This is a genomic window from Paramicrobacterium humi (assembly GCF_900105715.1).
In the GTDB taxonomy this organism is placed as follows: domain Bacteria; phylum Actinomycetota; class Actinomycetes; order Actinomycetales; family Microbacteriaceae; genus Paramicrobacterium; species Paramicrobacterium humi.
Genome location: NZ_FNRY01000001.1, coordinates 2,189,360 through 2,214,179, shown reverse-complemented (window position 1 = coordinate 2,214,179; position 24,820 = coordinate 2,189,360). Strand labels below are relative to the sequence as shown.

Here is a 24,820-nt window from a genome sequence, read left to right as displayed (position 1 = left end):
CGATGCACAAGGCGATGACAGGAGCGAACAAAAGAGTCTCTCTGCGATCTCGTCAGCCCGCGGCAGAATTACACGCCTCGCGCGGGCAGCTATCGACGCTCCGAGAGACACCAAACCATGACGAGAAGGCGTCACTTCCCGTCCGCAAGTCATTGCCTTCGCGAGTTGTCCACAGACGGCCCTTCTTCGTAGATTTGTTCGAGTGAGTGTCGGTGGGTGCTGGCAGAGTAGACCCATGGTAATCCTCAACGATGACGATAAACACCCACCCGAAAGCCGCGACTCCCGGATCGGGAAACTGGCGGTGATGGTCGAAGAGATCTCCGAGCAGTACGCGTTGCTGGCGGTCGTGCAGGCGCAGGTGTCCACGATGATGGCCGACCTGATCGGCCACGCCGTGGCGAACCGTGACCTGTTCGTCGCCTCCGACACGGACACGACGAAGACGCAGGAGGTTGTGCGTTCCGCCCTGACCGGGGAACTGGCGGCGAAGATGCGGTTGTCGCAGCCGATGATCACCTCGATGCTCGGCACCGCGGAAACCCTCACCACGGAACTCCCCGCCACCCTGGAAGCACTCGGTGAGGGGGTGATCACGTACCAGCATGCGCGCACGCTGATCGATCAGGCCACCGGGCTCTCCACACAGGATCGGGCGGCGTTCGAGCAGGTCGCCCTCACGCTGGCGAAAACCTCCACGCCGCCGCAGTTCAAGAACAAGGCCCTCGCCCTGCGCGAGAGCCTGCACCCGGAAACCAGTACCGAACGCCACGAGGCGGCAGCGGAAGATCGGCGGGTGGAGCACTGGAACGCTCCCGACGGAATGGGCTGGCTCGCCCTCTACGCCCCCGTCGAGGTAACCCAGAGCATATTCAACGCCTGCCACACCACCGCCAAAAGCCTCCGCAAAACCGGAGACGAACGCACCATCGGGCAACTCACCGCCGACGTGTTCACCGACGCGGCCATGCTCGGGCTCACCACCGGGATCGGCACCGGCGGCAGCGGTGACGACAGCGGTGAGGGTGCCGGTGTTCCCGTCTTCGCCGGCCGTGGTGGGGCGATCCGGCCGACGGTGCATGTCACCGTCCCGGTGATGACCCTCCTCGGCCACTCCGAGGAGCCCGCAGAGCTCGACGGGTACGGGCCGATCAACCCCGAGACCGCCCGCCGGCTCGCCGCCCAAGCACCGAGCTTCACAAGGCTGCTCACCCACCCCGAAACCGGCGCCGTGCTCTCCGTCGGACGCGACCGCTACGCCGTCCCCGCCGACCTGCGAAAGACCATCGAAGTCAGAGACAAAACCTGCGGCTTCCCCGGCTGCAACCGGTCGGCCAGGCAATGTGATGTGGACCACATCCTCGCCTGGCAGGACGGAGGTGAGACCGACCTCGAGAACCTCAACCCCCTGTGCCGATCACATCATGTACTGAAACACTCGAGCACCTGGCAGGTCCAACGCGACGACGACGGAACCATCATCTGGACCTCACCCCTCGGACAGAAATACCGCATCCGACGCTCCACCAATGTCGGATTCGAACCCCTCGACGAATACGACGAAACCGAGCCTCCCGAACCGGACCTCGAACCCGACCTCGGCGACGAGGAAGTCGAGAACGACGGCTTCGCCGAAGACGAACCGAATCCCGACGACGAGTCGTGGTTCACCGACACCAAAACCGACGAAGCTGACGCGACCGACGGCAAGGACTACCCGGACAAGCCGCTCTTCTAAAGCCAACGATCGCGGGCAGACGCCCATCAATCAAGCGCACTGACGCCCGTTTACGGTGGCGTTAGCCATCGCACCCACACGGCGATCGGCAACCGGCTTCGCCAAAGCACGAACCCGGCACCATAGTGGCGTCAAGCGCGCCCGAAATCGGGCCCTAGAGAAGGGCCACGAACGATCGAGAAAACTGGAGCCGCCTGTCGGAATCGAACCGACGACCTATTCATTACGAGTGAATCGCTCTACCGACTGAGCTAAGGCGGCGTGCTCGCGCATTCCTGCGCGCACAGCAATCGATCTTACATGACGCGAAGGGGTGGTTTTGACCACAACGACGAGCAAGCAGCATCCGATCAGCCCAACGCCCACCCACCCGAGCATCGGGAGGCGTTCGTGCACGACGAGAACCGCGAGAATAGCGGCGACGAGCGGCTCGGCAAGCGACAGCGTCGTCGCCGTCGACGAGCGCAATCGCCACAGCCCGGCGCCGAACAGCAGATACCCGGCGAACATCGGCACGATGGCCATGTACGCGGTGACGCCGAGAGCCTGCGGTGTCGCAAGCACGCTGGCGCCCGTCGCGAGCAGCACGGGAACGAGAAGGATCCCGCCGAGCCCGAACAAGGCGCCCATGGCCGGCCCGCGAGGCACGCCGCCGTGCATGACGCGGCGCGCCGCGAACGAGTACAGGGCATACGTCAATCCCGCCACCACGCCGAGGGCGATCCCCGCGAGCGGCGCAGGCGCCTGCTCCCCCGGCTCCCGCTGCGCGAGGCACAACAGCACAGCGCCGGCGACACCGAGCGCCGTCCCGATGCTCCAACGACGGCTGAGCCGGTCCCCGTCGACGACCCGCTCGACGAGAGCGGACACGACGGGAGCAGAGCCGATCGAGACGACCGTGCCCACCGCGACGCCCGCCCAGCGCATCGACGTGTAGAACGCGAGCGGGTACGCGGCGATCGCGAACGCGCCGATCAGCAGCCAGCGCGCGTGGCCGGCGAGACCGCGGCGGTGCTGCACGATGCCGTTCACGGCCACAAGGCCCTGCAGCATCCCGCCGACTCCCATGGCCGCGGCGCCGATGGCCAGCGGCCCACGTGCGGAATGAACGATGCGGCCGTTCCCGTCGTGCCCCAGAGTACGGATGCCGCGAGCACGAAGAAGCCGCCCGAGACGGCGCCGGAGTTCAGCTGCACATGGGATCCTCATCGGGAACAGTGCCGTTCACGAGGAAGTCGTCGACGGCCTTGTTCACGCAGTCGCTGCCCTTGTTGTACGCCGTGTGCCCCTCGCCCTCATAGGTGACGAGGAAGCCGGAGTCGAGCTGGGAGGCGAGCGCCTCGGCCCACTCGTACGGCGTCGCGGGGTCGCCCGTGGTGCCGACGACCATGATCGGCGCAGCGCCCTCGGCGTGGATCGCCTGGCGCGGCGCGCCGTCGGTGAACGGCCAGTTCGCGCAGCCGATGTCCCCGTAGCTCATGTACGTTCCGAAGACGGGCGAGGCCTGCTCGATCTGCTTGGCCTCTTCGGCCATGTGCGCCGGGTCCGCGTCGAACTGGTAGTCACGGCAGTTGTAGGCCATGAACGCGTCGGTGGAGTTGTCGATGTAGTGCCCGTTCTCGTCGCGGCCGTTGTACTGGTCGGCGAAGTAGAAGGCGTAGTCGGCGTTGCCGGCCATGACGTCCGCGAACATCTGATTGAGGTAGTCCCAGTTGTTCGCGGAGTACAGCGGAAGGATGATCGCGGTGACGAGGGTGCTCGCGCCGAGCTCGCGCCCGTCGGAGCTGCGCAGCGGCGACGCCTCGACCGCCGCGAGCAGCTCCTTCACCGTGTCCATGGCTCCGTCGACGCTGCCCGAGAAGGCGCAATTTCCGTTGTTGTCGATGCAGTCCGTGAGGAAGGCCCTGAGTGCGTCTTCGAAACCGACGGCTTGCGTCTTCGAGACCTCGAAGTTGCTCGCCGACGGGTCGATCGCGCCGTCGAGGACAAGGCGGCCGACATTGTCGGGGAACAGGTTCGCGTACGTGGCGCCGAGGAAGGTGCCGTACGAGTAGCCGAGGTAGTTCAGCTTCTTGTCTCCGAGCACGGCGCGCAGCAGGTCGAGGTCCTTCGCCGCCTGCACCGTCGTGACGTACTGCAGGAACGGTCCGGTGTTGTCGAGGCACGCCTGGCCGTAGGCCTTCGCGTTCGCGCTCATCTCGGCGATCCAGGCCGAGCTGCCCACGTCCCGGTTCTTCGGCAGACTGTACAGATAGTCGTCCATCTCGGCGTCGTCGTAGCACGCGACGGCGGTCGAGCGACCGACGCCCCTCGGGTCGAATCCGACGATGTCGTAGTTGCTCTTGAGAGTCGAGTCGACGGCGTAGTCGAGCGATTTCGCCACGAAGTCGTACCCCGAGGCTCCCGGCCCGCCGGGATTCACGAGGAGCGAGCCGAGCGCCTTTCCGCCGGCCTTGTGCCGGATGAGCGCGAGCTCGATCTCGCCGGCCTCCGGCTTGTCCCAGTTCATGGGCGCGCGCACGGTGGCGCACTCGAAGCCGGACGCGCAGCCGTCTGCGCTCCACTCGACGCTCTGCGCGTAGAACTGCTCGGCGCTCGTGCCCGTCGTCGTCGGCTGCGGCTTGCTCGTGGGTGCCGGGCTCGACGCCGAGGTGCCGGGGACGAATGCGGTGAAGCAGCCGCTCAGGCCAAGCATGACAATGCCGACGACGGCGACGACGGCCGCGGCGCCGGTGATTCCTCGAGTGCGTAAGCGGTTCATTCTCCCCCTCAGCGGATCGCCGTCACGAGCATCGCCTCGAGGGCGAGCGCCGGGGCGACGTTTCCCGCAATGCGTGTGCGCGCCGTCTGGATCGCGTCCATCGTGTGAAGCGTACGCGCCGCGTCGGTCGATGCAGCCGCGCGTCGCACATCGTCGGCGAACTCCCGGTTGATGATCGCCTCCTCCCGACCCAGCTGCGCCATGGTGATGTCACGGTACAGCGACATGAGATCGACGAGGACGCGGTCGATGCCGTCGCGCAGGCTGCGCGTGGCGCGCCGCTTCTGATCTTCCTCAAGCGCCTTCAGCTGACTGCGCAGCGCGGGCGGCACGGTGCTGCCCGGCTCGACGCCGAGCGAGCGCAGCACGGTCTCGCGCTCGGCCTGGTCGCGCAGCTCGGTGAGCGCCTTCGCGTCATCGCCTGCGACGTCGATCATGCGGGCCGCGGCCATGACGGCGTCGGAGACGGTGCGGATGCCGAGCGCGGTGCGCAGCGTCTGCTCCCGCCGCGCGAGTGCGCTGTCGTCGGTCGCGAGGCGCTTCGCCATGCCGATGTGGCTCTGCGCGAGGCGCGCGGCGCGCTCAGCCGTGGCGGCATCCACCCCCAGCTGCTCCTCGAGCAGGGCGGCGACGTCCCCTGTGCTCGGGAGTTTGAGGCGCAGCGTGCGCACGCGACTGCGGATCGTGGGCAGCATGTCGGCGTCGCTCGGCGCGCACAGGATCCACACCGTGCGCTCGGGCGGCTCCTCGAGTGCCTTGAGCAGCACGTTCGACGTGCGCTCGGTCATGCGGTCGGCGTCTTCGATGATCATCACGCGGTAGCGGCCGACCGACGGCGAGTAGTACGAGCTCGTCGCGAACTGGCGCACTTCCTCGATCTTGAAGCTCACGTTCTCGGTGCGCAGCACGGACAGGTCGGGGTGCGTGCGCGAGTCGACCTGCGCGAGCGTGTGCGGGTCGCTGTCGGGGTCGCCGGCGAGCAGCGCGGCGGCGAACGCGTATGCGATGTTGGAGCGGCCGGAGCCGGGAGGGCCCGTGATGAGCCACGCGTGCGTCATCGTGGCGCTCGCGTCGGCGGCGGCCGCGCGCAGCACGTCGATGGCCTCGCCCTGCCCCGTCAGAGTGCTCCATGCTGTCACGGCGTCAAGCCTACCCGCGGCGCCTGACGTGACGCTGCGCGCGTCAGCGCAGCAGCGGCTCGACGCGCGCGCGGATCTCCGCCGCGATCGACTGCGGGTCGCGCGCGGCGTCGACGACGATGAAGCGAGGGTCGGATGCCGCGAGCTCGAGGTACGCGGCGCGCACCCGGGCGTGGAACTCCGCCTTCTCGGCCTCGAGCCGGTCGAAGCGCTTCTGGGCGGCATCCAGTCGCTCGCGCGCCTGCCGCTCGTCGAGGTCGAGCAGCACCGTGACGTCGGGCAGCAGCCCCTCGACCGCCCACAGGGAGAGGTCGCGGATCGCGTCGCCCGACAGCACGCGGCCGGCGCCCTGGTAGGCCACCGACGAGTCGAGGTAGCGGTCCTGGATGACGACCGTTCCGGCCTCGAGCGCGGGGCGCACCTTCGTCGCGATGTGGTGCGCGCGATCGGCGGCGTAAAGTAGCGCCTCGGCGCGCGGGGCGATGTCGCCGCGGTGGTGCAGCACGATCTCGCGGATCTGCTCCCCCAGCTCGGTGCCGCCGGGCTCGCGTGTGCGCAGCACCGCGCGGCCGGCATCCGTCAGCCAGTCCTCGAGCAGCTGCGCCTGCGTCGACTTGCCGACGCCGTCACCGCCCTCGAGCGTGATGAACAGTCCGCTCATTCGTCGCTCGAGGCGGCCTTCGCCGACGTGCCCGTCTTCTTCGCCGCCGGCTTCTTGGCCGTGGTGGCCTTCTTCGCGGCGGGCTTCTTCGCGGGCGTCTTCTTCGCCGGCGCCTTCTTGCGCGGCTTCGCCGGGCCCTTCGCGCGCTTGTCGGCGAGCATCTGCACGGCGCGCTCGAACGTCATGTCCTGCGGGTCCTCGCCCTTGGGGATCGTGACGTTCGTCGTGCCGTCCGTGACGTACGGACCGAAGCGGCCGTCCTTCACGCGGATCGGCTTGCCCGACTCAGGGTCCGCCTCGAACTCCTTGAGCGCGCTCGAGGCGCGGCGAGCGCCATACTTCGGCTGCGCGAAGATCTCGAGCGCACCGGGCAGGTCGATCGCGAAGATCTGGTCCTCGCTCTGCAGCGACCGCGAGTCGGTGCCCTTCTTGAGGTACGGACCGAAGCGGCCGTTCTGCGCCGTGATCTCCTCGCCCGACTCCGGGTCGGCGCCCACGACGCGCGGCAGCGACAGCAGCTGCAGCGCCGTGTCGAGATCGACCGTCTCGGGCGACATCGACTTGAACAGCGACGCTGTGCGCGGCTTGGGCGCCTTCGCCGACTTCTTCTTCGGCGCGGCCCCGTCAGCGGCATCCGTCTCGGGCTCGAGCTCGGTCACGTACGGTCCGAAGCGGCCGTCCTTCACGACGATCGACTTGCCGTTCTCGGGGTTGACGCCGAGTTCGCGGTCGCCGATGACGGGCGCGTCGGCGAGCTCGTGCGCCTTCGCGACGGTGAGCTCGTCGGGCGCGAGGTCGTCGGGGATGTTGACGCGGCGAACGGGCAGCTCGCCGGTGGCGGCATCCGGAGTCGCGTCGGCGTCGAGCACCTCGAGGTACGGGCCGTACTTGCCGATGCGCAGCGTGATCTCGTCGTCGAGGCGCACGGAGTTGATCTCGCGCGCGTCGATCTCGCCGAGGTTGTCGACGACGTTGCGCAGTCCCTTGTGCTGGTCGTTGCCGAAGTAGAACTCGGTGAGCCAGTCGCCGCGCTTGGCCTCGCCGGCGGCGATGCGGTCGAGGTCCTCCTCCATCTCGGCCGTGAAGTCGTACTCAACGAGCGACGAGAAGTGCTCCTCGAGCAGCCGCACGACGCTGAACGCGATCCAGTTCGGCACGAGCGCCGTTCCGCGCTGCGTGACGTAGCCGCGGTCGACGATCGTGGAGAGGATCTGTGCGTACGTCGAGGGCCGGCCGATGCCGAGCTCCTCGAGCCGCTTCGTGAGGCTCGCCTCGGTGTAGCGCGGCGGCGGGCTCGTCTCGTGGCCCTTGCCCTCGACGTCGGCGAGGGCGACGTCCTGCCCCTCGGTCATGGGCGGGAGCTTCGCGTTCTTCTCGCGGTCGTCGCGCGCCTCGTCGGTGCCCTCCTCATAGGCGGCGAGGAAGCCGCGGAAGGTGATGACGGTTCCGGATGCCGTCAGCTCGGCGATCTTCGCGACATCGCTCCCCGGCACCTCCGCCTCGACGGTGACCGTCGCGGTCTGGCCCTTCGCGTCGGCCATCTGGCTCGCGACCGTGCGCTTCCAGATCAGGTCGTAGAGCTTGAAGTCGTTGCCGTGCAGCGCGCCCTGCAGGGACTGCGGCGTGCGGAACGTGTCGCCCGAGGGGCGGATCGCCTCGTGCGCCTCTTGCGCGTTCTTCGACTTGCTCGCGTACTGGCGGGGCTTGTCGGGCACGGAATCGGCGCCGTACAGGCTGCGGGCCTGCGCCCTCGCGGCATCCGTCGCCTGCTTCGACAGCGACGCGGAGTCGGTGCGCATATAGGTGATGTAGCCGTTCTCGTACAGCGACTGCGCGACGCTCATCGTCTGGCGGGCCGAGAAGCGGAGCTTGCGCGCGGCCTCCTGCTGCAGCGTCGACGTCGTGAACGGCGCGGCGGGGCGGCGCGAGTAGGGCTTTGTCTCGAGCGTCGAGATGCGGGCGCTCGCGTTCGCGAGGGCCGCGGCGAGCGCGGTCGCGGCCTGCTCGTCGAGCGGGCGGACCTTCGCCGTGAGCTGTCCGTTGTCGTCGTAGTCGCGGCCGGTGGCGATGCGGGTGCCGTCGAGGCGCACGAGGCGCGCCTCGAAGCTCGAGTCGGCGCCGGCGGGGGTGACCTCGGCGGTCAGGTCCCAATAGGATGCCGCGACGAACGCGAGCCGCTCGCGCTCCCGGTCGACGACGAGGCGTGTCGCGGCGGACTGCACGCGCCCGGCCGAGAGGCTCGGGCCGACCTTGCGCCACAGCACGGGCGAGATCTCGTAGCCGTAGATGCGGTCCAGGATGCGGCGGGTCTCCTGCGCGTCGACGAGGGACTCGTTGAGCTCGCGCGTGTTGTCCTTCGCGGCGAGGATGGCGTCCTTCGTGATCTCGTGGAACACCATGCGCTTGACCGGCACCTTGGGCTTCAGCACCTGCAGCAGGTGCCACGCGATGGCCTCGCCCTCGCGGTCTTCATCGGTGGCGAGCAGGAGTTCGTCAGCGTCCTTGAGCGCGCGCTTGAGTTCGGCGACCGTCTTCTTCTTCGTGTCGGAGACGACGTAGTACGGCTCGAAGTCGTGCTCGATGTCGACGGCGAACTTGCCGAGCGAGCCCTTCTTCAGCTCGGCCGGCAGCTTCTTCGGCTCCGCGAGGTCGCGGATGTGCCCGACAGAAGACAGCACTTCATAGCCCTCGCCGAGATACCCGGCGATGGACTTCATCTTTGTCGGCGACTCGACGATGACCAACTTCTTCGTGCCTGACACCCGACTCCTTTCGTCGTGCACACCATACACACCCGTCGACCGACAACACCTAATCGTCGGCTGTGTGAATTCTGGACGCCGCCCCCACGCACATCGCTGTCTTCGCGGCGAGGGCTTGCTTCTTCGGCGCCGAAGAACACAATAAGGGTATGAACAACACCTCAGGCACCAGCTACACCGCCAAGCTCACGGACGGCCCGCTTGAGGGGAAGACGATCGCGGTCGACTTTCTGCCCTCGGGAGACGTGAAGCCGACAGTGGAGATCCCCGTCGACCCGGGCAAGTCGTATCTGTACGCGCGAACGAGCGACAGCGAGTTCGATTCGGACAACTCCGACCGCCCGACCGCTGTGGGCTACCGGTACCACACGACGAACTACGCGTAGGCGGCGGCCGCCCGCGACGGCGGCGCCCGTCTCGCTTCGGGCGCCACTTTCGCTTCGGGGAGCCAGAACGACATTTGGGAGCCACGATGTCGTGGCTCCCGAAACTGATTCTGGCTCCCGCAGCTCCGCAACCTCATTCGGGCGGAGGGCCGGCGCGTGCGGAGGCAGCGACGGGAAAGACGAGAACGCGCGTCGACACGGTGACGGTGACGACGAGGCCGGCGACGTCGCACGCCTCGAGCGCCGCGCCGTTGGCAAGGGCCGCGCGGCGCGCAACTTCGCAGGGCACGCCGGGCACGCGGCCCGACGCGGTGTCGGCGGCGCCGAGCGCGGCGGCATCCGCCGCACCGGCCATCTGCTGACGAGCAGCGATCGCGGCACACAGCGGGGCGAGCACGGCGGTCACGACCAGCAGGGCGGCGACGAGTCCGATGGCGAGAACGGATGCCGCGCCGCACTCCTTCTTTAAGGGCGCGGTGTTCACAGCCCGCCGTCCAGGGCGCAGCTGCGAGCGCGAAGCGTGACGGGCAGCACGGGCGCCCGCGTCGTGACGGTCGCGCACAGGAACTCGCCCGAGTGCGACGAACTCACGTGCGCTCCGGGGACAAGGGCGCCGACGCGGAAGCGGGCGAGCGCAGCGCTGTCGCCGCGCGCCATCGTGCGGGCCGCGTCGGCGGCGGCATCCGTCACCCGAACCTGGAGGGCCGTCGCCTGCAGCGCCCAGATGCAGCAGACGAGCACGAGCATCACGGCGGGGATCACCGTGGCGAACTCCGCCGTGACGCTGCCGTGCTCGCTATCCGTCGACCGTGAGCGCACGGCGCACCAGGTCGGTGAGGATGCCGCGCACCTCATCCGATTTCATGATGACGACGAGAAGCCCGGCGAAGCCGACGGCGGCCATCGTGGCGATGGCGTACTCGGCGGTCGCGGCTCCCTCGTCGTCGGCCAGCCGGTTGAGCAGGGCTCTCGCCCTGGCACGCGTTGAGTGTGGCATGTGCATCCTTTCGTCTCCCTTGCGGGGCGGATGGCACGAGCATTATCAGTCTGACGCGTGCGCTTCCCCAGCGCTTGCAAGGCACGTGATCTCTGGATAGTTGCTCGGCCGCACCCTCATGTGGACGACGAGAGGTACCCGGAGGCGTCGCTCACCCGCATCGCGGACTACGCCGAGAGGCGCTCGCGGCGCCGCGAAACGCGCTTCTCAAGCCAGGCTTCAACGGCGCTCTTGGCGTACAGCGGGCCCTGCGCCGTTTCAATGACCGGTTGGGGAAAGGCGGACCCCTTCGCATATTCGCGAGCGGTCTGCCGAGTCACTCCCGCCAGGCGGGCAATCTCGGCGTAGCCGATGACATCGGGAAAGGCAGGCTGATCGCTCTCCCGCTCGAATATCTCCTGAGTCATAGCGTCGATGCGGAGGAAGGCGGGAACACCGATCGTCGCGATCGCTGCTGCGCCCACGCGAGACGTCGCCGAGTCAATCGCTTCCTGAATTGAGTCGGCGAAGAGTGAAATTCCGACTTCGCCGCCCAGAGAATCACGGCGACGGCCCAAAGGCACTCCGCCAAGTTCGGCTGAGAAGGCGAACGCGGTCTCATCGTTCATTGCGGCCGCTACCTCGAACTCGATCTCGACGAACCAATTCATGTCAGGTCCTCCCGGGGTCAATGCGGGCGAGTGTACGGGCCTCATTTCGGGCTGAATCCCCGCTTCTTTAAGAGTCGCTCAACTTGTTTGTACCAATTGCCGTCGCTTGGGGTGCCATGGATCATTACTCCTCCGAGCGATGTGTCGGGTGGCCAACACATCCAGCCGTCTCTCTTCTTCTCAATGCGCCAGCCTTGGGACGCGAGCTGGCGGAACAGGGGCTTCAACCGCTTATCCACCAGCGGGGCCCTTTGCGTGACAACATTTCCGGTCGCTTCACATTCTAGTCCTCTAACCCTGTCGGCGACAGGGATTTCAGAAGCCGAGCTTCGTTGTCGAGAGCACGCCGAGCATCATCGGCACGACGCCGAGAAGCATGAACGCGGGCAACACGCAGACTCCGAGCGGGATCATGAGGCTCGTGCCCAGGCGAGCGGCCGCGCGGGCCGCCTGACTCGACGCGTCGCGCCGGATGCGCTGCGCCTCACTGCGCAGCAACTCGGAAGCGGGCACGCCCGCGCGCTGCGCAAGCTGAATGACCTCACGGGCAGCGTCGTCGTCGGTGCCAGGCAGGTCGAAGGATGCCGCACTGGCCGCGGCCGTCTCGAGGGCGCTGTCGGCGGAGGCCCCGCCCGACATCGCGATCGCGGTGAGGTCGACGAGCAGCCCGGGCGCCGAGTCGCGCGGCGTCGCCCTACGGGCGAGGCGGGAGCTCCACCGCCAGCCGGCGAGCATGAGCAGGATGCCGGCGATGGCCGCGGCCGCGCCGAACGGGCTGAGCAGGGCGCCGGCGGTATCGAAGCCGAGCAGCAGGCCGAAGCCGATGCCGACAAGCGGCAGCGCCATGACGAGGCGCGCGGTCGAACGGGGCGCCGCGAGCACCGTCGCGATGTCGCGCTGCGTCTGTCCGAGCGAGCGGAGCGTCTCGGCGAGGGTGCGCAGCGCTCCCGCGACGGGCGCGCCGCATGCTGTCGCGACCTCGAGTGCGGCGGCAAGGCAGCGCCACGCGTCGGCGGCGGCTCCGTCGGCGGCGGCGAGCGCAGCCGGAACGTCCTTCCCGGCCGCCGCCGCTGCGGCCGCGGCGGACACGGCCGGCTTCACGGGATCGCGGCGGCCGAGTGACTCGTCGAGGTAGCGCCACGCCATCGACGGGGCCACTCCCCCGGCCAGCAGCACGGCGAGGCGCTCGGCGACGCCGGCGGCATGCTCGACGGCCGGCGTCGGGTCGCGGCGCCTCATGGCTGCTCCTCGATCACGGCGAGTCGGCCGTTCTCGAGCGTGAACCGGCCGACCTGGGCGAGGCGGCGGGCGGCGCCGTCGCGTTCGAGGTGCAGCACGAGCCCGATGGCGCTCACGGTCTGCCGGGCGATCGCCTCGGCGCTCATGCCCGCGAGGGCGCCGAGCGCCTCGAGGCGCGCGGGAACGTCGGCGAGCGAGTTCGCGTGCAGGGTGCCGGCGCCGCCGTCATGCCCCGTATTGAGGGCGGCGAGCAGCTCCCGGATCTCGGCGCCGCGGCACTCGCCCAGCACGAGCCGGTCGGGGCGCATGCGCAGCGCCTCGCGTAGCAGCTGCTCGAGGCCGATGCGGCCGGCGCCCTCGAGGTTCGCCTGCCGCGACTCGAGCGACACGACGTGCGGGTGGGCGATGCGCAGCTCGGCGACGTCCTCGATCGCGATGATGCGGTCGGCGGGATCGGCCTCGCCGAGCAGGGCGGCGAGCAGCGTGGTCTTCCCGCTGCCCGCGGCACCGGTGATCAGCAGGTTCGCGCGCGCGGCGACGGCGCGGTGCAGCATCCTGACCCGGTCGTCGGACCGGCCGAACATGCCGCCGCGCTGCAGCGCGGCGAGATCGAGGCGACCGGCGAGCGGCACGCGGATCGACAGGAGCGTGCCGCTCGTCGAGACCGGTTCCAGGACGGCGTGAACGCGGATGCCGCCGGGCAGGCGCACGTCGACGCACGGGGTGGCTTCGTCGATGTGCCGGCCGCCGAGGGCGATGAGCCGGATCGCGAGCGCGCGCAGCTGCGCGGCGGGCAGGCTCCAGCGCGGGTCGCGGTGGAGGCCGGCGCCGCGGTCGATCCAGAGCCCGGCCTCGCCGTTCACGACGATGTCGGTGACGTCGGCCGCGGCGAGATAGGGCGCGAGCGGGCCGCAGCGACTCGCGACGTCGAGGCGCTCGGTGTCGCCGACGGGGCGAAGCTCGGCGCCGCGACGAAGGTGGGCATGACGGCAGGCTAGGCGGGGCTCCGCCTCGCGGCATCCGATCGTCGCTCGAGTGTGCAGAACCCGCGTCGTTCGCACGATTGTGGACGAGCGGTGCGCCCCCTGCTCTCTCGAGCACGTGCCGACTCGACCGGCCGAACGCGGCCCCGGAGGCCTCTCACGGCAGCCTCGAGCGGAGGCTGGAGTCCGAAGGTTAAAGAGAGGACGGCACCCATTGGGGGGAACGGGTGCCGTCCGCAACGTCTCGATTGGGGGGAATCAGTGCGTTGCACGCCAGAATGAAGCATTCGGCCTGTTCTATAGTACGCATTCCCGGGCCGAACGCAAGAGCTTTGGTCCGCCATTTGGGGGACAACTCTGAGCGCGCTCTCATCTGGCGGCCAGTGGGGCCATAGACGTGGTGAAACGCTCAGATTCTCGACCCGGCGGCGCGGCGAGTATTGTCGGTTCAGACAGCCTGACCCGCAAAGGAGCGACAAGCCGCACCATGAACACGCAGATCGATAACCTGCTGCACGAGAACCGCCGATTCGCGCCGTCGGAGGAGTTCGCCGCGAAGGCGGTCGCGCAGCCGTCCCTGTATGAGGAGGCCGCGGCCGATCGGCTCGGCTTCTGGGCGAACCAGGCGCGAGAGCTGCTCAGCTGGGAGAAGCCGTTCACGCGCACTCTCGACTGGTCGAACCCGCCGTTCGCGAAGTGGTTCGACGACGGCACGCTCAACGTCGCCTACAACTGCCTCGACCGGCATGTGGAGGCCGGCATCGGCGACCGCGTCGCGATCCACTGGGAGGGCGAGCCGGGCGATTCCCGCTCCATCACGTACGCCGAGCTCACCGACGAGGTCAAGCGCGCCGCGAACGTGCTGACGGGCCTCGGCATCGGCAAGGGCGACCGCGTCGCGATCTACCTCCCGATGATCCCGGAGGCTGTCGTCGCGATGCTCGCCGTCGCGCGCATCGGCGCGATCCACTCCGTCGTGTTCGGCGGCTTCAGCGCCGACAGCCTGCGCTCGCGCATCGACGACGCCGAGGCGAAGCTCGTGATCACGGCGGACGGCGGCTGGCGCAAGGGCAAGGTCTCCCCGCTCAAGCCCGCCGTCGACCAGGCGCTGAACGGCAAGGACGGCGACCCGCAGGGCACCGTCGAGCACGTGCTCGTCGTCAAGCGCGGCGAGAACGACGTCGAGTGGAACGAGGGCCGCGACCTCTGGTGGCACGAGCAGATGCAGGCGGCATCCGCCGAGCACACGCCCGAGGCGTTCGAGGCCGAGAACCCGCTCTACATCCTCTACACCTCGGGCACGACGGGGAAGCCGAAGGGCATCCTGCACACGTCTGGCGGCTACCTCACGCAGGCCGCGTTCACGCACAAGTACGTGTTCGACCTGCACGCCGAGAGCGACGTGTACTGGTGCACGGCCGACATCGGCTGGGTCACGGGGCACAGCTACGTCGTCTACGGCCCTCTCGCGAACGGCGCGACGCAGCTCATGTACGAGGGCACGCCCGAGACCCCGCACCCGGGCCGCTGGTGGGAGCTCATCGAGAAGTACAAGGTCTCGATCTTCTACACGGCGCCGACGGCGATCCGCTCGTTCATGAAGATCGGCCGGCAGGTGCCGCAGGAGTTCGACCTCTCCTCGATCCGCGTGCTCGGCTCGGTGGGCGAGCCCATCAACCCCGAGGCGTGGATGTGGTACCGCAAGGTCATCGGGGCGGATGCCGCGCCCATCGTCGACACGTGGTGGCAGACCGAGACGGGCGCGATCATGGTGTCGGCGCTGCCCGGCATCACGGCGGCGAAGCCCGGCAGCGCGCAAGTGGCGATCCCGGGCATCTCGGTGAAGGTCGTCGATGAGGCGGGCAAGCCCGTCGAGAACGGCGCGGGCGGCCTGCTCGTGATCGACGAGCCATGGCCGAGCATGCTCCGCGGCATCTGGGGCGATCCGGAGCGGTACAAGGAGACGTACTGGGAGAAGTTCGGCGACGTGTACTTCGCGGGCGACGGCGCGCGCCTCGACGAGGACGGCGACATCTGGCTGCTCGGCCGCGTCGACGACGTCATGAACGTGTCGGGGCACCGTCTCTCCACCGCGGAGATCGAGTCGGCGCTCGTCGCGAACGAGATGGTCGCCGAGTCCGCCGTCGTCGGCGCGACCGACGACACGACCGGCCAGGCGGTCGTCGCGTTCGTGATCATCAAGCAGAGCCACCTCGACGCGGCCGAGAAGATCGCGGACATCGCGGGCGCCCTGCGCGGCTGGGTCGGCGAGCAGATCGGCCCGATCGCCCGACCGCGCGACATCTTCATCGTCAACGAGCTGCCGAAAACGCGCTCGGGCAAGATCATGCGCCGCCTGCTGCGCGATCTCGCCGAGGGCCGCGAGATCGGCGACACGACGACCCTCGCCGACACGATGGTCATGAAGGTCATCAGCGACAAGGTGAAGAAGTAGCGCCGGCTCAGGTCGATATGACGATCGGATGCCGCGGTGCGAGGCCTCGCGGCATCCGTCGTGTCGACGACCGTGCTCATGCGCGAGTGAGATCATGAGAGCACGATGGTCAGCGCGCGAGCTCTCGTCCGATTCGCGGCCGTGACGGCCGCGGTGCTCAGCCTCTCCGGCTGCGCGCCCGCCGTGCTGCCCACGACCGCGACACCATCCGCAACAATGACGTCGTCGCCGACTCCGTCCCCCACGCCTGATCCGATCGCGGGCATGTCGCTGCGGCAGAAGGTCGCGCAGCTGTTCATGGTCGGCACGCACGTCGGCAGTGCGGACGCGACGGCGCTCGCGGCGGTTCGCGACGACGGCGTCGGCGGCGTCTTCCTGCACGGCCCCGCACCCGAGAGCATCGACGCTGTCGCGCAGCTCGTCGGCCGGTTCACGCAGGCGGACTCGTCCAAGCTCCCGCTGTGGGTCGCGACCGATCAGGAGGGCGGGCAGGTGCAGGTGCTGCACGGATCCGGCTTCGACGCGATCCCCTCCGCCCTCGAGCAGGGCCGCCTGAGCCCGGCCGATCTGCGGCGCAATGCCGCGCAGTGGGGCGCGCAGCTCAAGCGCGCCGGAGTGACGATGAACCTCGCGCCCGTCGCCGACATCGTGCCGGCCGGCAGCGCGGGATCGAATCCGCCGATCGGCGCGCTCGAGCGCGAGTACGGCGGCGACGAGCAGTCCGTCGCCGCGGGCGCGGGCGCGTTCGCGGAGGGGATGCGCACGGCGGGCATCATTCCGACGCTCAAGCACTTCCCAGGCCTCGGCCACGTCACGACGAACACCGATTTCGCCTCCGGCGTCACCGACGACGTCGTCTCGGCCTCGAGCCCTGACGTCGACGTGTACCGCACGCTGCTCGGCGAGGGGCCCGCTGTCGTCATGATGTCGACGGCGATCTACGCGAAGATCGACAAGAGCGCACCGGCCGCCTTCTCCCCCGCTGTCGTCTCGGTGCTGCGCGACGACGTGGGCTTCGGCGGCGTCGTCATGACCGACGATCTGAGCGCCGCGACGCAAGTGAGCGCCTGGTCGCCCGCGCAGCGCGCGATCCTCGCCATCGAGGCGGGAGTTGACCTCGTGCTCATCTCGAGCACGCCGTCCATCTACCCCGAGATGCGCGACGCGGTGCTCCAGCGCGCTACCGACGACCCGGCGTTCGCGCACAAGGTCGACGCCGCGGCCCGCCGCATCGCGCAGGCAAAGGCGGGATAGCGTTACGCGAACGCGAGGACGAGCTCGACCTCGACGGGCGAGTCGAGCGGCAGCACGGCGACGCCCACGGCGGAGCGGGCGTGCTTTCCGGCATCCCCGAACACCTCGCCGAGGAACTCCGAGGCCCCATTGATGACGCCCGGCTGCGCCGTGAACGACGGGTCGGATGCCACGAAGCCGACGACCTTGACTACCTGCGTGACGCGATCGAGCGAGCCGATGACGCTCTCTGCCGCCGCGAGCGCGTTGAGCGCGCAGACGCGGGCGTACTCCTTCGCGTCCTCCCCCGGAACAAGGCCGGGGCCGTCGCCGACCTTGCCCGTCGCCGGCAGCTCCCCGGCGACGAACGGGAGCTGGCCGGAGGTGTGCACGAGATTGCCGTTCACGAGGGCGGGAACGTACGCGGCGACGGGGGCCGCGACAGCGGGCAGCTCGAAGCCGAGCTCCGCGAGCCGGTCGGCGATGCGCGCCATCAGGCCTCCACCGGCCGCTTCAAGTAGGCGACGAGCCCGCCCTCAGGGCCCGTGACGACCTGCACGAGTTCCCAGCCTTCGCTCCCCCAGTTGTTGAGGATCGCCGACGTGTTGTGGACGATCAGGGGCGTGGTCAGATACTCCCACTTGGTCACAGGGGCTCCTTCGATTTGGCGCATAACATGCAACGTCACGATTCGGTGAACGGGCGCCCGCGTGGGCTAATTTCCAGAATCGTCACTTACCATCGATCCTATGCCTGAACAGAAACGCACGGCTAGAGGTGTGCTCGGAGGCCTTCTCGGCTTCGTCGGACTCAGCGCCGCCGCCGGTGTCCTCGCCACCGCAGCCGTCACTCCGGCTCTCGCCATGGCCGGCATGTCAGCCAACAGCGCCATCGGCGTGTTCGACAGTCTTCCCGAGTACCTCGAGATCAGCCCACTCATGGAGAAGTCCAACATCTACGCCAAGGATGGGGACAAGAACGTTCTTCTCGCGAGCTTCTACGAGCAGAACCGCGAAGAGGTGCAGTGGGATCAGATCTCGCAGTACCTCAAGGACGCGGCTGTCGCGACGGAGGACAACCGCTTCTACGACCACGGCGGCATCGACCTCACCGGAACGCTGCGCGCCGTCGTGTCGAACACCGTGGGCGACGACGTCCAGGGCGGTTCCTCCATCACGCAGCAGTACGTGAAGAACGTGCTCGTGCAGGAGTGCGAGCGGCTCAGCGAGGACGAAGAGGCCCTGCGCAAGTGCTACGAGGAGGCGGCGGGCGTCGACTACGCGCGCAAGCTCAAGGAGATGCGCTACGCGGTCGGCCTCGAGAAGAAGTACTCGAAGGACGAGATCCTCCGCGGCTACCTCAACATCTCGGGCTTCGGCGGCGTCATCTACGGCGTGCAGTCGGCAGCGAACTACTACTTCGGCACCTCGGCCAAGGATGTGACGCTCGCGCAGGCGGCGACGCTCATCGGCATGGTGAACAACCCGAACCTGCTGCGCCTCGACAAGCCGGACAACCCCGACAACGGCAAGGACAACGGCTACGCGCTCACGAAGAAGCGCCGCGACGTCGTCCTCCAGGCGATGCTGCACTACGGTAAGATCACGCAGAAGCAGTACGACGAGGCCATCGAGACGAAGATCGAGCCGAAGATCACGCAGCCCAAGGGCGGCTGCGCCTCGGCCGGTTCGAACGCGTACTTCTGCGACTACGTCACGAAGCTCATTCGCAACGATCCCGCGTTCGGCGCGACAGCGAGCGACCGTGTCGCCACACTCAAGCGCGGTGGACTCGACATCTACACGTCGCTCGACCTGCGACTGCAGAAGACCGAGGGCGACGCGCTGCACGCGGCCGTGCCCTCGCACATCGACGGCGTGAACCTCGGCGGAACGGCCGTGACGATCGAGCCCGGCACGGGCCGCGTGCTCGCGATGGTACAGAACACCGCGTATTCGAATGCGAAGAAGCCCGGGTACACGTCGGTGAACTACAACACCGACCAGGACTACGGCGGGTCGAGCGGCTTCCAGCCCGGATCGACCTGGAAGACCATGGTGCTCGTGGACTGGCTCCTGGAGGGCCACTCCATCAACGAGACCGTGAACGGCACACGTCGCAGCTTCAGCTACGACACCTGCAACGGACCGGTCACATGGCCGGGCGGCCCGAAGAACGCCGGTGACGGCGGCGGCGGCCCCGGCGGCGTGTTCACGGTGCAGCACGGCATGACGCAGTCGATCAACACCGTTCTCGCCGCGATGGGCGAGAAGCTCGACTTGTGCGACATCGCGCAGGTCGCGAAGGACCTCGGCGCTCACCGCGCCGACGGCGAGCCGCTGAGCACCGCGTACCCGACGGCGCTCATCGGAACCTCCGAGGACACGATCGCCCCGCTGTCGATGGCGAACGCGTACGCCACGCTCGCCGCGGGCGGCAAGCACTGCGAGCCGCGCGCGATCGACAAGATCGTGCAGTCCGACGGTTCCGAGATGCAGGTTCCGGGGCAGGACTGCAACCAGGCGATCCCCGAGAATGTGGCGGCGACAGCCGTGCAGACCCTCACGAAAGTCATGACCCAGGGCACCGGCCGCGGCGGCATGGTCTGGGGTCAGCCGATCTTCGGCAAGACGGGTACGACCGACAACTACAAGGACACGTGGCTCGTCACGGCGACGACGAAGGCCGCGAACGCCGTCTGGGTCGGCAATACGCTGACGAAGAACTTCACGCCGATGAACCGCACGTGGATCAACGGCAGCCTCGGCAGCCAGATCAAGTTCGGCCTGACCCGCACGATCCTCTCGAAGACGATCGAGCTGTACGGCGCTGACCAGTTCCCGCAGGCGGACTCGAACCTGACACGGCGCATCCTCAAGGAGGTGCCGAGCGTCGCGGGCATGTCGGTGGAGCAGGCGACGAGCACGCTCAAGGGCGCGGGCTTCGGCGTGTCGGTCTCCGATGAGCAGGTCCCCTCAACCGTGCAGGCCGGTCTCGTCGACCACTCCGACCCCGCGGGCGGCGCGCGCGTGAGCGCGGGCTCCTCCGTGACACTGTACGTGAGCAACGGCAAGGGCCAGGCGGTTCCGAATGTCGTGGGCCAGACGTATCACGATGCGGAGCAGGCGCTCAAGAGCGCCGGGTTCGGCAACGTGAAGCGCGCGGGCGAGTGCACCGAGCCGGGCAACCCGGCGAAGGACGCCGGCAAGGTCGCGACGCAGGATCCCGCGGCGGACGCGACGGCGAACCCCGACACCGCGATCACGCTGACGATGTACTGCGACGACAAGGGCAACGGCCGCTGAGCATGGGCAGACGAGGCGGAACCGGGCTGATCGCCGCTCTGGCGGCATCCGCTCTCGCCGGCGCAGCCGCGTTCGCGTGGGGGTCGCTCATCGAGCGGCGGCTGTTCACGCTGCGTGAGGTGACGGTGCCGATTCTGCCGCCGGGCGCGGAGCCGATCCGGGTGCTGCACCTGTCGGACCTGCACATGGCGCCGTGGCAGCGCGACAAGCAGCGCTGGGTCGCGGGCCTCGTCGACCTGAAGCCCGACCTCGTCGTGTCGACGGGCGACAATCTCGGGCACGAGGACGGGCTCGTCGGCATCCGGCGGGCGCTCGAGACGTACCGTGGCATCCCCGGGGTGCAGGTGCACGGCTCGAACGACTTCTACGGACCCATGCGCAAGAGCTGGTTCGCGTACCTCAAGCGGCACTCGGGCGGGGTCAAGAAGCGCAAGCCCGATCTCGACACGGCGGCGCTCGACCGGTTCTTCGGCGAGACGCTCGGCTGGCTCGACCTCAACAACGCGGTCGGCTCGATGACGGTGAACGGCACGGTTCTCGACTTCTTCGGCGTCGACGACCCGCACGTGCACCGGGACCGGCTCGGCCTGCTGACGCGGCTCATCGACGAGCAGAAGGACGACCAGACGCTCGACACCGACGATCCCGGCCTGTCGCGGCACGTCTCGATCGGGGTGGCGCACGCGCCGTACCAGCGGGTGCTCAACGCGTTCGTCACGCACGGGGCGCAGCTCATCCTCGCCGGGCACACGCACGGCGGCCAGGTGTGCATTCCGGGCTACGGCGCGGTCGTCACCAATTGCGACATTCCGCGCTCGAAGGTCAAGGGCCTCTCGGTGTGGACGCACGCGCTGCGCTCGTCGTTCCTCAACGTCTCGGCCGGTCTCGGCACGTCGATCTACGCGCCCGTTCGCTTCGCGTGCCGCCCCGAGGCGACGCTGCTGAAGCTCGTCGCCGCCCAGCACTGACCGACGAGTCGAGCGGATGCCGCCGGCTCGATTCGTACGCGTCAGCGCGGCGGCGATTGCACGTGCGCTCCGTGTGCGGGGTCAGTGAGGCAGCGTTCCTCGAGGAACGATCCATCGATGCGAGAAACGGGGCTCGACGGCCGAGATGTGCTCGAAATCACTGTCGTAATGAATGACGGTGCAGTCGTTCTGTACGGCGATGACGGAAATCTCCACGTCGGCATTTCCCACAGCGCGAACTCGTCCGGAGTTCCAGAGCAGCTGTTGAACGCGCACGCACTCCGTGCCGAACCCTGCTTGCGGCTCGGCCTCCCGGCAGGCGCCGATCACGTTGAGAAGCTTGGCATAGTCGCCGCCGCTGCGCGCACTCCACAAGAACTCAAGCAGTTGCGGGGCGCAGGTCACGATCTCGCAGCCCGCACCTGTGAGGTCGTCGAGGGCGGCTTTCACATCAGCGAGGCCCAGTCGCTGCCACACGCTGTTGTCGACGAGGATGCCCCGGCTCATGAAATCGCGGCAGTCCCGGCGTCCGCGTCCTCGTGCATGTGCGAAAGGATGTCTTGAATCTCCGGGTCCGCTGCCGCTTCAATCAGCTCAAGCTGCCTATGCATTTGCACCGTGCGCGTGAGAGATGCGGCAACAGCTTCCTTCTTGGTGCGCGCGCCGGTGATCCGCTTCACTTCCTTCAGAAGGTCGTCGTCGATATCGATGCTGGTGATTGCCATGCCCCACCTCACATATAAGACTTCTCTGATGATTATATGTGCCGGGGAGACATCAGTCTGAAGCGGATGCCGCCGGCCGGCGTTCACGCGTCCGCGCCGCCGCCGAGGGCGCGCTGCGCCAGGTCCTGGTGCGCAAGCCGCCGCAGGGCCAGCAGCACCGGCTCGTAGAGGGCGGTGCCGAGCACCGCGTACTGCACGGCCGCGGCGGAATCTTCCCGCGGCACGTGGCTGATGTCGAATTCCGCTCTCGACCGGCATTGCGTCCCACAGAGATCTCGCGTGAAACTCTTCATTCTGCAATATGCCGCGACACGCCGGGAACGGACGCCCGCGACCGGCGAGTCGCGCCGAAATGCAGAAAATAACGATGCGACACGTGGCTGGACGGCGCTCGCGGACACCATTCGCGGACCATTCGCTGAGTCGAGGGACTTTCCGCACCGAGAAGCTCACTGGCGGAGTTCGTGCCGTTCCTTGACGGTCGAAATCGGCCTAGACTGCGAGGTTGGACGGACCTCGTCGACACGCGGCGACGCGATAGCGGCATCCGGAGGCACACGAACAGATGATCACGATCAACTGGGTATCGGACACCACCCTCACCCAAGTGGTGCTGCTGTGCATCGCGTTCGTGCTGTCGGCCATCGTCGGCCTCGAGCGGCAGCGGCAGCTGAAGAGCGCGGGGCTGCGCACCCACACGATCGTCGGTCTCGGCGCGGCGGTGTTCACGCTCGTGTCCGCGTACGGCTTCGACAACGTGCTCGGCAGCGAGGTGCAGCTCGATCCGTCGCGCATCGCGGCGCAGATCGTGTCGGGCATCGGCTTCCTCGGCGCGGGCGTGATCTTCGTGCGGCAGAACGTGGTCAACGGCCTCACGACAGCGGCATCCATCTGGGTCACGGCCGCGATCGGCATGGCGTGCGGGGCCGGGATGCCGGTCGTCGCCGCACTCGCGACGGCCCTGTATCTCGTCGCGGTGACGGCGCTCAGTCTCGTGTCGAAGAAGCTGCCGGCCGCGCACACGGGCGTGCGATACGTGGTGCGGTATCGCAACAGCCGCGGCGCGCTGCGGCGCATCCTCGCCGAGGCGACGAGACTCGGCTACGAGATCTCGCTCGGCGACAGCCACAAGACCGAGTCAGGCGACGGCGACGTCATCGAGATGCAGCTGCGCTTCACCCACCCGAAGAAGGGCCCGGACGAGACGCTGTACGAGAAGCTCGCCGACACGGAGGACGTGCTCTCGGTGCAGACGCCTGACGACAACGACTGAAATCAGGAAGGCCAGTCGGCGCGCAGTTCGTCGAGGTATCCGTCACCGTACGCTTCGTCGAGCGAACCGGCCGATGCGTCGATCACGCTCGCCCGGCGCTCGCGAACAGCACCCCGTTCTAGGTCGGTGTTCGGGGCATGCGGATCGAACTCGCCCCCACATCCGTTGTGTTTGTTCTCTGCCATCACAATCTCACTGGGCCGGCTGGTCAACTCCGAGCTCCTCGCGCAGGCGCGCGACGTGGCCGTTCGGGTCGACGTCGTACTCGGCCAGGTCGACCATGCCGTCGCCGTCGATCACGAACGTGGAGCGCAGGATCCCCTCGCGCGTCTCGCCGTTGCGGGTCTTGTAACCCCAGGCGCCCCAGTTCTTCGCGACGGCGGCATCCGGGTCCGCGAGCAGGGGGAAGGTGAGCTTCTGGTCGGCCGTGAAATCGGCGAGCGCCTCGACCGGGTCGGGCGAGAGGCCGATGACCTTGTAGCCCGCGCCCTCGAGAGAGGCGAGGCTGTCGCGGAAATCGCAGGCCTCGGTCGTGCACCCGGGCGTCGCGGCCTTCGGATAGAAGTAGACGACGACGTTGCTGCCGCGGTAGTCGGAGAGCGACACGGTGTTGCCCTCGGAGTCCTCAAGCGTGAAGTCGGGCGCGGTGTCGCCGATCGCGAGCTGGTTGGTCATGAGTGCTCCTTCGCGTGGATTCGTGCGTCAGGGCCGACGATACTCCGTGCGGCTGACGGTGCGGGCAGAATGCTGTCAGCAGCGATTTTCGCTCACCTTGGGTTCGACCGATTTGTCGGATCTTGCCGAGATACCACTACAGTCCCGCCGCGCCCAGCGCCTCATTGACGAGTTCATCGAGAATCGGGATCAGGGCGGGAACCCCGGTCGTCGCGCGCCACACGATCTCGTAATCGATGGAGCCGTATTCGTGAGCGATTACGTTCCGCATCCCGGCGATCTTCTCGAGGTCCGGCACCCGGGCGGCTGTCTCAGGGTCGTCCCTCCGGAGTCGGTTCAAGGCCTCGCCGAGAACCTCCAGCTGACGCTCAATCGCCGAGCGCATGAGCACGTCGGAGTTGAACTCTTTCTCGGTCTTGCCACTTGCGAATTCGTGGACGAGCCTCGCGGCTTCAACCGTGTCCCAGAGATGCGCACCCACCTCAGGCCGCATAGAGATCCTGTGCGCCCCCGAAGGCAGACGCCTTGAAGAAGGGGTTCTTCACCGAGCGCTCCACGACGAGATCGACTCCCCGACCCACGATCCGCTCCAACTCGAACTTCAGGTCAAAGTAATCGTGGAACAGATTCTCGCGCTCCGGCCGGAATGTCACGAGGAAGTCGACATCACTCGTCTCCGGATCGAACCGGTCCGTGAGCACCGAGCCAAATACACGGAGCCGTTCCACGCCGAACCGCTCACAGGCGCGTCGGATCGCCTCAATGTCGAGGAGCGGGGAGGTTACCATGCGTCTAGTCTCCCAGATCGGGAGCGGCTCGACGAGATGTATCGCGCAGGGCGCAGAAGCGCCACGACTCTGCTTGATCGCC

The 24,820-nt window shown here is 68.1% G+C and carries 28 protein-coding genes and 1 tRNA gene; 7 read left to right on the top strand and 22 right to left on the bottom strand.

The features are described from left to right. Positions 1 to 235: 235 nt before the first annotated feature. Positions 236 to 1,738, top strand: a complete 1,503-nt coding sequence (locus tag BLV49_RS11020) for an HNH endonuclease signature motif containing protein (RefSeq protein ID WP_091184009.1) — start codon at positions 236 to 238, stop codon at positions 1,736 to 1,738. Between the two features lie 185 nt (positions 1,739 to 1,923). Here the strand turns inward: BLV49_RS11020 and BLV49_RS11015 are convergent. The 7 genes from BLV49_RS11015 to topA form a co-directional block, all read right to left on the bottom strand. Continuing rightward, a tRNA-Thr gene (locus BLV49_RS11015) sits at positions 1,924 to 1,999 on the bottom strand. Further along, positions 1,955 to 2,791, bottom strand: coding sequence for a DMT family transporter (locus BLV49_RS11010; RefSeq protein ID WP_342706643.1), 837 nt, complete (start codon positions 2,789 to 2,791; stop codon positions 1,955 to 1,957). Before BLV49_RS11010 ends, BLV49_RS11015 begins: the two co-directional genes overlap by 45 nt. After that, positions 2,767 to 2,934, bottom strand: coding sequence for a hypothetical protein (locus BLV49_RS17370; protein WP_176980826.1), 168 nt, complete (start codon positions 2,932 to 2,934; stop codon positions 2,767 to 2,769). Before BLV49_RS17370 ends, BLV49_RS11010 begins: the two co-directional genes overlap by 25 nt. Beyond that, positions 2,925 to 4,499, bottom strand: coding sequence for an alpha/beta hydrolase (locus tag BLV49_RS11005; protein ID WP_091184005.1), 1,575 nt, complete (start codon positions 4,497 to 4,499; stop codon positions 2,925 to 2,927). Before BLV49_RS11005 ends, BLV49_RS17370 begins: the two co-directional genes overlap by 10 nt. Before the next feature lie 8 nt (positions 4,500 to 4,507). Beyond that, on the bottom strand, positions 4,508 to 5,638 hold the full coding sequence (locus BLV49_RS11000; protein ID WP_091184000.1) for a DNA polymerase III subunit delta': 1,131 nt from the start codon (positions 5,636 to 5,638) through the stop codon (positions 4,508 to 4,510). A 43-nt stretch (positions 5,639 to 5,681) separates the two neighbouring features. Further along, complete coding sequence (tmk, locus tag BLV49_RS10995) at positions 5,682 to 6,299, bottom strand: dTMP kinase (RefSeq protein WP_091183996.1); 618 nt, start codon at positions 6,297 to 6,299, stop codon at positions 5,682 to 5,684. Next, a complete protein-coding gene (topA, locus tag BLV49_RS10990; RefSeq protein ID WP_091183992.1) occupies positions 6,296 to 9,061 on the bottom strand; it encodes a type I DNA topoisomerase in 2,766 nt (921 codons plus the stop codon). The genes tmk and topA overlap by 4 nt, the downstream gene beginning before the upstream one ends. Before the next feature lie 149 nt (positions 9,062 to 9,210). Between topA and BLV49_RS10985 the strand changes: the two genes are divergently transcribed. Further along, positions 9,211 to 9,447 carry a hypothetical protein gene (locus BLV49_RS10985; RefSeq protein ID WP_091183990.1) on the top strand — a complete coding sequence of 79 codons (237 nt, stop codon included), beginning with the start codon at positions 9,211 to 9,213 and terminating at the stop codon, positions 9,445 to 9,447. A gap of 133 nt (positions 9,448 to 9,580) precedes the next feature. Here BLV49_RS10985 and BLV49_RS10980 read toward each other — a convergent pair whose 3' ends face one another. The 6 genes from BLV49_RS10980 to BLV49_RS10950 form a co-directional block, all read right to left on the bottom strand. Further along, on the bottom strand, positions 9,581 to 9,931 hold the full coding sequence (locus BLV49_RS10980) for an Rv3654c family TadE-like protein (RefSeq protein ID WP_091183987.1): 351 nt from the start codon (positions 9,929 to 9,931) through the stop codon (positions 9,581 to 9,583). After that, the gene (locus tag BLV49_RS10975) at positions 9,928 to 10,266 is read right to left on the bottom strand and encodes a TadE family type IV pilus minor pilin (RefSeq protein ID WP_245723621.1); all 339 of its coding nucleotides are present in this window, start codon (positions 10,264 to 10,266) and stop codon (positions 9,928 to 9,930) included. The genes BLV49_RS10980 and BLV49_RS10975 overlap by 4 nt, the downstream gene beginning before the upstream one ends. Continuing rightward, positions 10,244 to 10,444: a DUF4244 domain-containing protein gene (locus BLV49_RS10970; protein ID WP_176980825.1), complete on the bottom strand. Its 201-nt coding sequence runs from the start codon at positions 10,442 to 10,444 to the stop codon at positions 10,244 to 10,246. The genes BLV49_RS10975 and BLV49_RS10970 overlap by 23 nt, the downstream gene beginning before the upstream one ends. Positions 10,445 to 10,611: 167 nt before the next feature. Beyond that, positions 10,612 to 11,094: a helix-turn-helix transcriptional regulator gene (locus BLV49_RS10965; protein ID WP_091183976.1), complete on the bottom strand. Its 483-nt coding sequence runs from the start codon at positions 11,092 to 11,094 to the stop codon at positions 10,612 to 10,614. Between the two features lie 315 nt (positions 11,095 to 11,409). Continuing rightward, complete coding sequence (locus BLV49_RS10955) at positions 11,410 to 12,333, bottom strand: type II secretion system F family protein (RefSeq protein ID WP_091183968.1); 924 nt, start codon at positions 12,331 to 12,333, stop codon at positions 11,410 to 11,412. Continuing rightward, complete coding sequence (locus BLV49_RS10950; protein WP_245723620.1) at positions 12,330 to 13,394, bottom strand: TadA family conjugal transfer-associated ATPase; 1,065 nt, start codon at positions 13,392 to 13,394, stop codon at positions 12,330 to 12,332. Before BLV49_RS10950 ends, BLV49_RS10955 begins: the two co-directional genes overlap by 4 nt. Positions 13,395 to 13,803: 409 nt before the next feature. Between BLV49_RS10950 and acs the strand changes: the two genes are divergently transcribed. Both acs and BLV49_RS10940 read left to right on the top strand, forming a co-directional pair. Next, positions 13,804 to 15,771: an acetate--CoA ligase gene (gene acs / locus BLV49_RS10945; protein ID WP_091183964.1), complete on the top strand. Its 1,968-nt coding sequence runs from the start codon at positions 13,804 to 13,806 to the stop codon at positions 15,769 to 15,771. 105 nt (positions 15,772 to 15,876) lie between these two features. Continuing rightward, positions 15,877 to 17,025 (top strand): glycoside hydrolase family 3 N-terminal domain-containing protein, encoded by a 1,149-nt coding sequence (locus BLV49_RS10940; RefSeq protein WP_091183959.1) that lies wholly within the window; start codon positions 15,877 to 15,879, stop codon positions 17,023 to 17,025. A 2-nt stretch (positions 17,026 to 17,027) separates the two neighbouring features. Here the strand turns inward: BLV49_RS10940 and BLV49_RS10935 are convergent, their stop codons facing one another. After that, positions 17,028 to 17,498, bottom strand: coding sequence for a RidA family protein (locus BLV49_RS10935; protein ID WP_091183955.1), 471 nt, complete (start codon positions 17,496 to 17,498; stop codon positions 17,028 to 17,030). After that, complete coding sequence (sp36, locus tag BLV49_RS16915) at positions 17,498 to 17,653, bottom strand: Sp36 family protein (protein WP_176980824.1); 156 nt, start codon at positions 17,651 to 17,653, stop codon at positions 17,498 to 17,500. Before sp36 ends, BLV49_RS10935 begins: the two co-directional genes overlap by 1 nt. 100 nt (positions 17,654 to 17,753) lie before the next feature. Here sp36 and BLV49_RS10930 point away from each other — a divergent pair, with 100 nt between their 5' ends. Then, entirely contained in the window at positions 17,754 to 20,309 is a 2,556-nt protein-coding gene (locus BLV49_RS10930) for a transglycosylase domain-containing protein (RefSeq protein WP_091183951.1), read from the top strand. A gap of 2 nt (positions 20,310 to 20,311) precedes the next feature. Continuing rightward, positions 20,312 to 21,277 carry a metallophosphoesterase gene (locus BLV49_RS10925; protein ID WP_091183947.1) on the top strand — a complete coding sequence of 322 codons (966 nt, stop codon included), beginning with the start codon at positions 20,312 to 20,314 and terminating at the stop codon, positions 21,275 to 21,277. Positions 21,278 to 21,358: 81 nt separating this feature from the next. Here the strand turns inward: BLV49_RS10925 and BLV49_RS10920 are convergent, their stop codons facing one another. From BLV49_RS10920 to BLV49_RS17050, 3 genes are all read right to left on the bottom strand, one after another. Beyond that, the gene (locus tag BLV49_RS10920; RefSeq protein ID WP_091183945.1) at positions 21,359 to 21,784 is read right to left on the bottom strand and encodes a PIN domain-containing protein; all 426 of its coding nucleotides are present in this window, start codon (positions 21,782 to 21,784) and stop codon (positions 21,359 to 21,361) included. Beyond that, positions 21,781 to 22,002, bottom strand: a complete 222-nt coding sequence (locus tag BLV49_RS10915) for a type II toxin-antitoxin system VapB family antitoxin (protein WP_091183941.1) — start codon at positions 22,000 to 22,002, stop codon at positions 21,781 to 21,783. Before BLV49_RS10915 ends, BLV49_RS10920 begins: the two co-directional genes overlap by 4 nt. A gap of 83 nt (positions 22,003 to 22,085) precedes the next feature. Further along, a complete protein-coding gene (locus BLV49_RS17050) occupies positions 22,086 to 22,295 on the bottom strand; it encodes a hypothetical protein (protein ID WP_218132671.1) in 210 nt (69 codons plus the stop codon). A 272-nt stretch (positions 22,296 to 22,567) separates the two neighbouring features. On the opposite strand from BLV49_RS17050, the gene BLV49_RS10910 reads away from it, so the two are divergent. Next, positions 22,568 to 23,275, top strand: coding sequence for an MgtC/SapB family protein (locus tag BLV49_RS10910; protein ID WP_218132623.1), 708 nt, complete (start codon positions 22,568 to 22,570; stop codon positions 23,273 to 23,275). Positions 23,276 to 23,277: 2 nt separating this feature from the next. On the opposite strand, the gene BLV49_RS16745 is transcribed toward BLV49_RS10910, so the two are convergent. The 4 genes from BLV49_RS16745 to BLV49_RS10895 form a co-directional block, all read right to left on the bottom strand. Then, a complete protein-coding gene (locus BLV49_RS16745) occupies positions 23,278 to 23,460 on the bottom strand; it encodes a hypothetical protein (protein ID WP_143034042.1) in 183 nt (60 codons plus the stop codon). Between the two features lie 7 nt (positions 23,461 to 23,467). Continuing rightward, on the bottom strand, positions 23,468 to 23,950 hold the full coding sequence (gene bcp / locus BLV49_RS10905; RefSeq protein ID WP_091183938.1) for a thioredoxin-dependent thiol peroxidase: 483 nt from the start codon (positions 23,948 to 23,950) through the stop codon (positions 23,468 to 23,470). A gap of 136 nt (positions 23,951 to 24,086) precedes the next feature. Then, positions 24,087 to 24,443, bottom strand: coding sequence for a HepT-like ribonuclease domain-containing protein (locus tag BLV49_RS10900; RefSeq protein ID WP_091183935.1), 357 nt, complete (start codon positions 24,441 to 24,443; stop codon positions 24,087 to 24,089). Beyond that, on the bottom strand, positions 24,433 to 24,738 hold the full coding sequence (locus tag BLV49_RS10895; RefSeq protein WP_091183932.1) for a nucleotidyltransferase family protein: 306 nt from the start codon (positions 24,736 to 24,738) through the stop codon (positions 24,433 to 24,435). The genes BLV49_RS10900 and BLV49_RS10895 overlap by 11 nt, the downstream gene beginning before the upstream one ends. Positions 24,739 to 24,820 lie beyond the last annotated feature (82 nt).

Bases quoted from the DNA above. Each gene is read 5' to 3' on its own strand.
- BLV49_RS16745 (WP_143034042.1), bottom strand. From the start codon at position 23,460: ATGGCAGAGAACAAACACAACGGATGTGGGGGCGAGTTCGATCCGCAT.
- BLV49_RS10920 (WP_091183945.1), bottom strand. From the start codon at position 21,784: ATGAGCCGGGGCATCCTCGTCGACAACAGCGTGTGGCAGCGACTGGGC.
- BLV49_RS10910 (WP_218132623.1), top strand. From the start codon at position 22,568: ATGATCACGATCAACTGGGTATCGGACACCACCCTCACCCAAGTGGTG.
- acs (WP_091183964.1), top strand. From the start codon at position 13,804: ATGAACACGCAGATCGATAACCTGCTGCACGAGAACCGCCGATTCGCG.
- BLV49_RS10900 (WP_091183935.1), bottom strand. From the start codon at position 24,443: ATGCGGCCTGAGGTGGGTGCGCATCTCTGGGACACGGTTGAAGCCGCG.
- BLV49_RS10970 (WP_176980825.1), bottom strand. From the start codon at position 10,444: ATGCCACACTCAACGCGTGCCAGGGCGAGAGCCCTGCTCAACCGGCTG.
- BLV49_RS10930 (WP_091183951.1), top strand. From the start codon at position 17,754: ATGCCTGAACAGAAACGCACGGCTAGAGGTGTGCTCGGAGGCCTTCTC.
- BLV49_RS10985 (WP_091183990.1), top strand. From the start codon at position 9,211: ATGAACAACACCTCAGGCACCAGCTACACCGCCAAGCTCACGGACGGC.
- BLV49_RS11020 (WP_091184009.1), top strand. From the start codon at position 236: ATGGTAATCCTCAACGATGACGATAAACACCCACCCGAAAGCCGCGAC.
- tmk (WP_091183996.1), bottom strand. From the start codon at position 6,299: ATGAGCGGACTGTTCATCACGCTCGAGGGCGGTGACGGCGTCGGCAAG.
- BLV49_RS10935 (WP_091183955.1), bottom strand. From the start codon at position 17,498: ATGGCGCGCATCGCCGACCGGCTCGCGGAGCTCGGCTTCGAGCTGCCC.
- BLV49_RS11005 (WP_091184005.1), bottom strand. From the start codon at position 4,499: ATGAACCGCTTACGCACTCGAGGAATCACCGGCGCCGCGGCCGTCGTC.
- bcp (WP_091183938.1), bottom strand. From the start codon at position 23,950: ATGACCAACCAGCTCGCGATCGGCGACACCGCGCCCGACTTCACGCTT.
- BLV49_RS10915 (WP_091183941.1), bottom strand. From the start codon at position 22,002: ATGGCAATCACCAGCATCGATATCGACGACGACCTTCTGAAGGAAGTG.
- BLV49_RS17050 (WP_218132671.1), bottom strand. From the start codon at position 22,295: ATGAAGAGTTTCACGCGAGATCTCTGTGGGACGCAATGCCGGTCGAGA.
- BLV49_RS10925 (WP_091183947.1), top strand. From the start codon at position 20,312: ATGGGCAGACGAGGCGGAACCGGGCTGATCGCCGCTCTGGCGGCATCC.
- BLV49_RS10940 (WP_091183959.1), top strand. From the start codon at position 15,877: ATGGTCAGCGCGCGAGCTCTCGTCCGATTCGCGGCCGTGACGGCCGCG.
- BLV49_RS10895 (WP_091183932.1), bottom strand. From the start codon at position 24,738: ATGGTAACCTCCCCGCTCCTCGACATTGAGGCGATCCGACGCGCCTGT.
- BLV49_RS11010 (WP_342706643.1), bottom strand. From the start codon at position 2,791: ATGCTGCAGGGCCTTGTGGCCGTGAACGGCATCGTGCAGCACCGCCGC.
- BLV49_RS10965 (WP_091183976.1), bottom strand. From the start codon at position 11,094: ATGAATTGGTTCGTCGAGATCGAGTTCGAGGTAGCGGCCGCAATGAAC.
- BLV49_RS10955 (WP_091183968.1), bottom strand. From the start codon at position 12,333: ATGAGGCGCCGCGACCCGACGCCGGCCGTCGAGCATGCCGCCGGCGTC.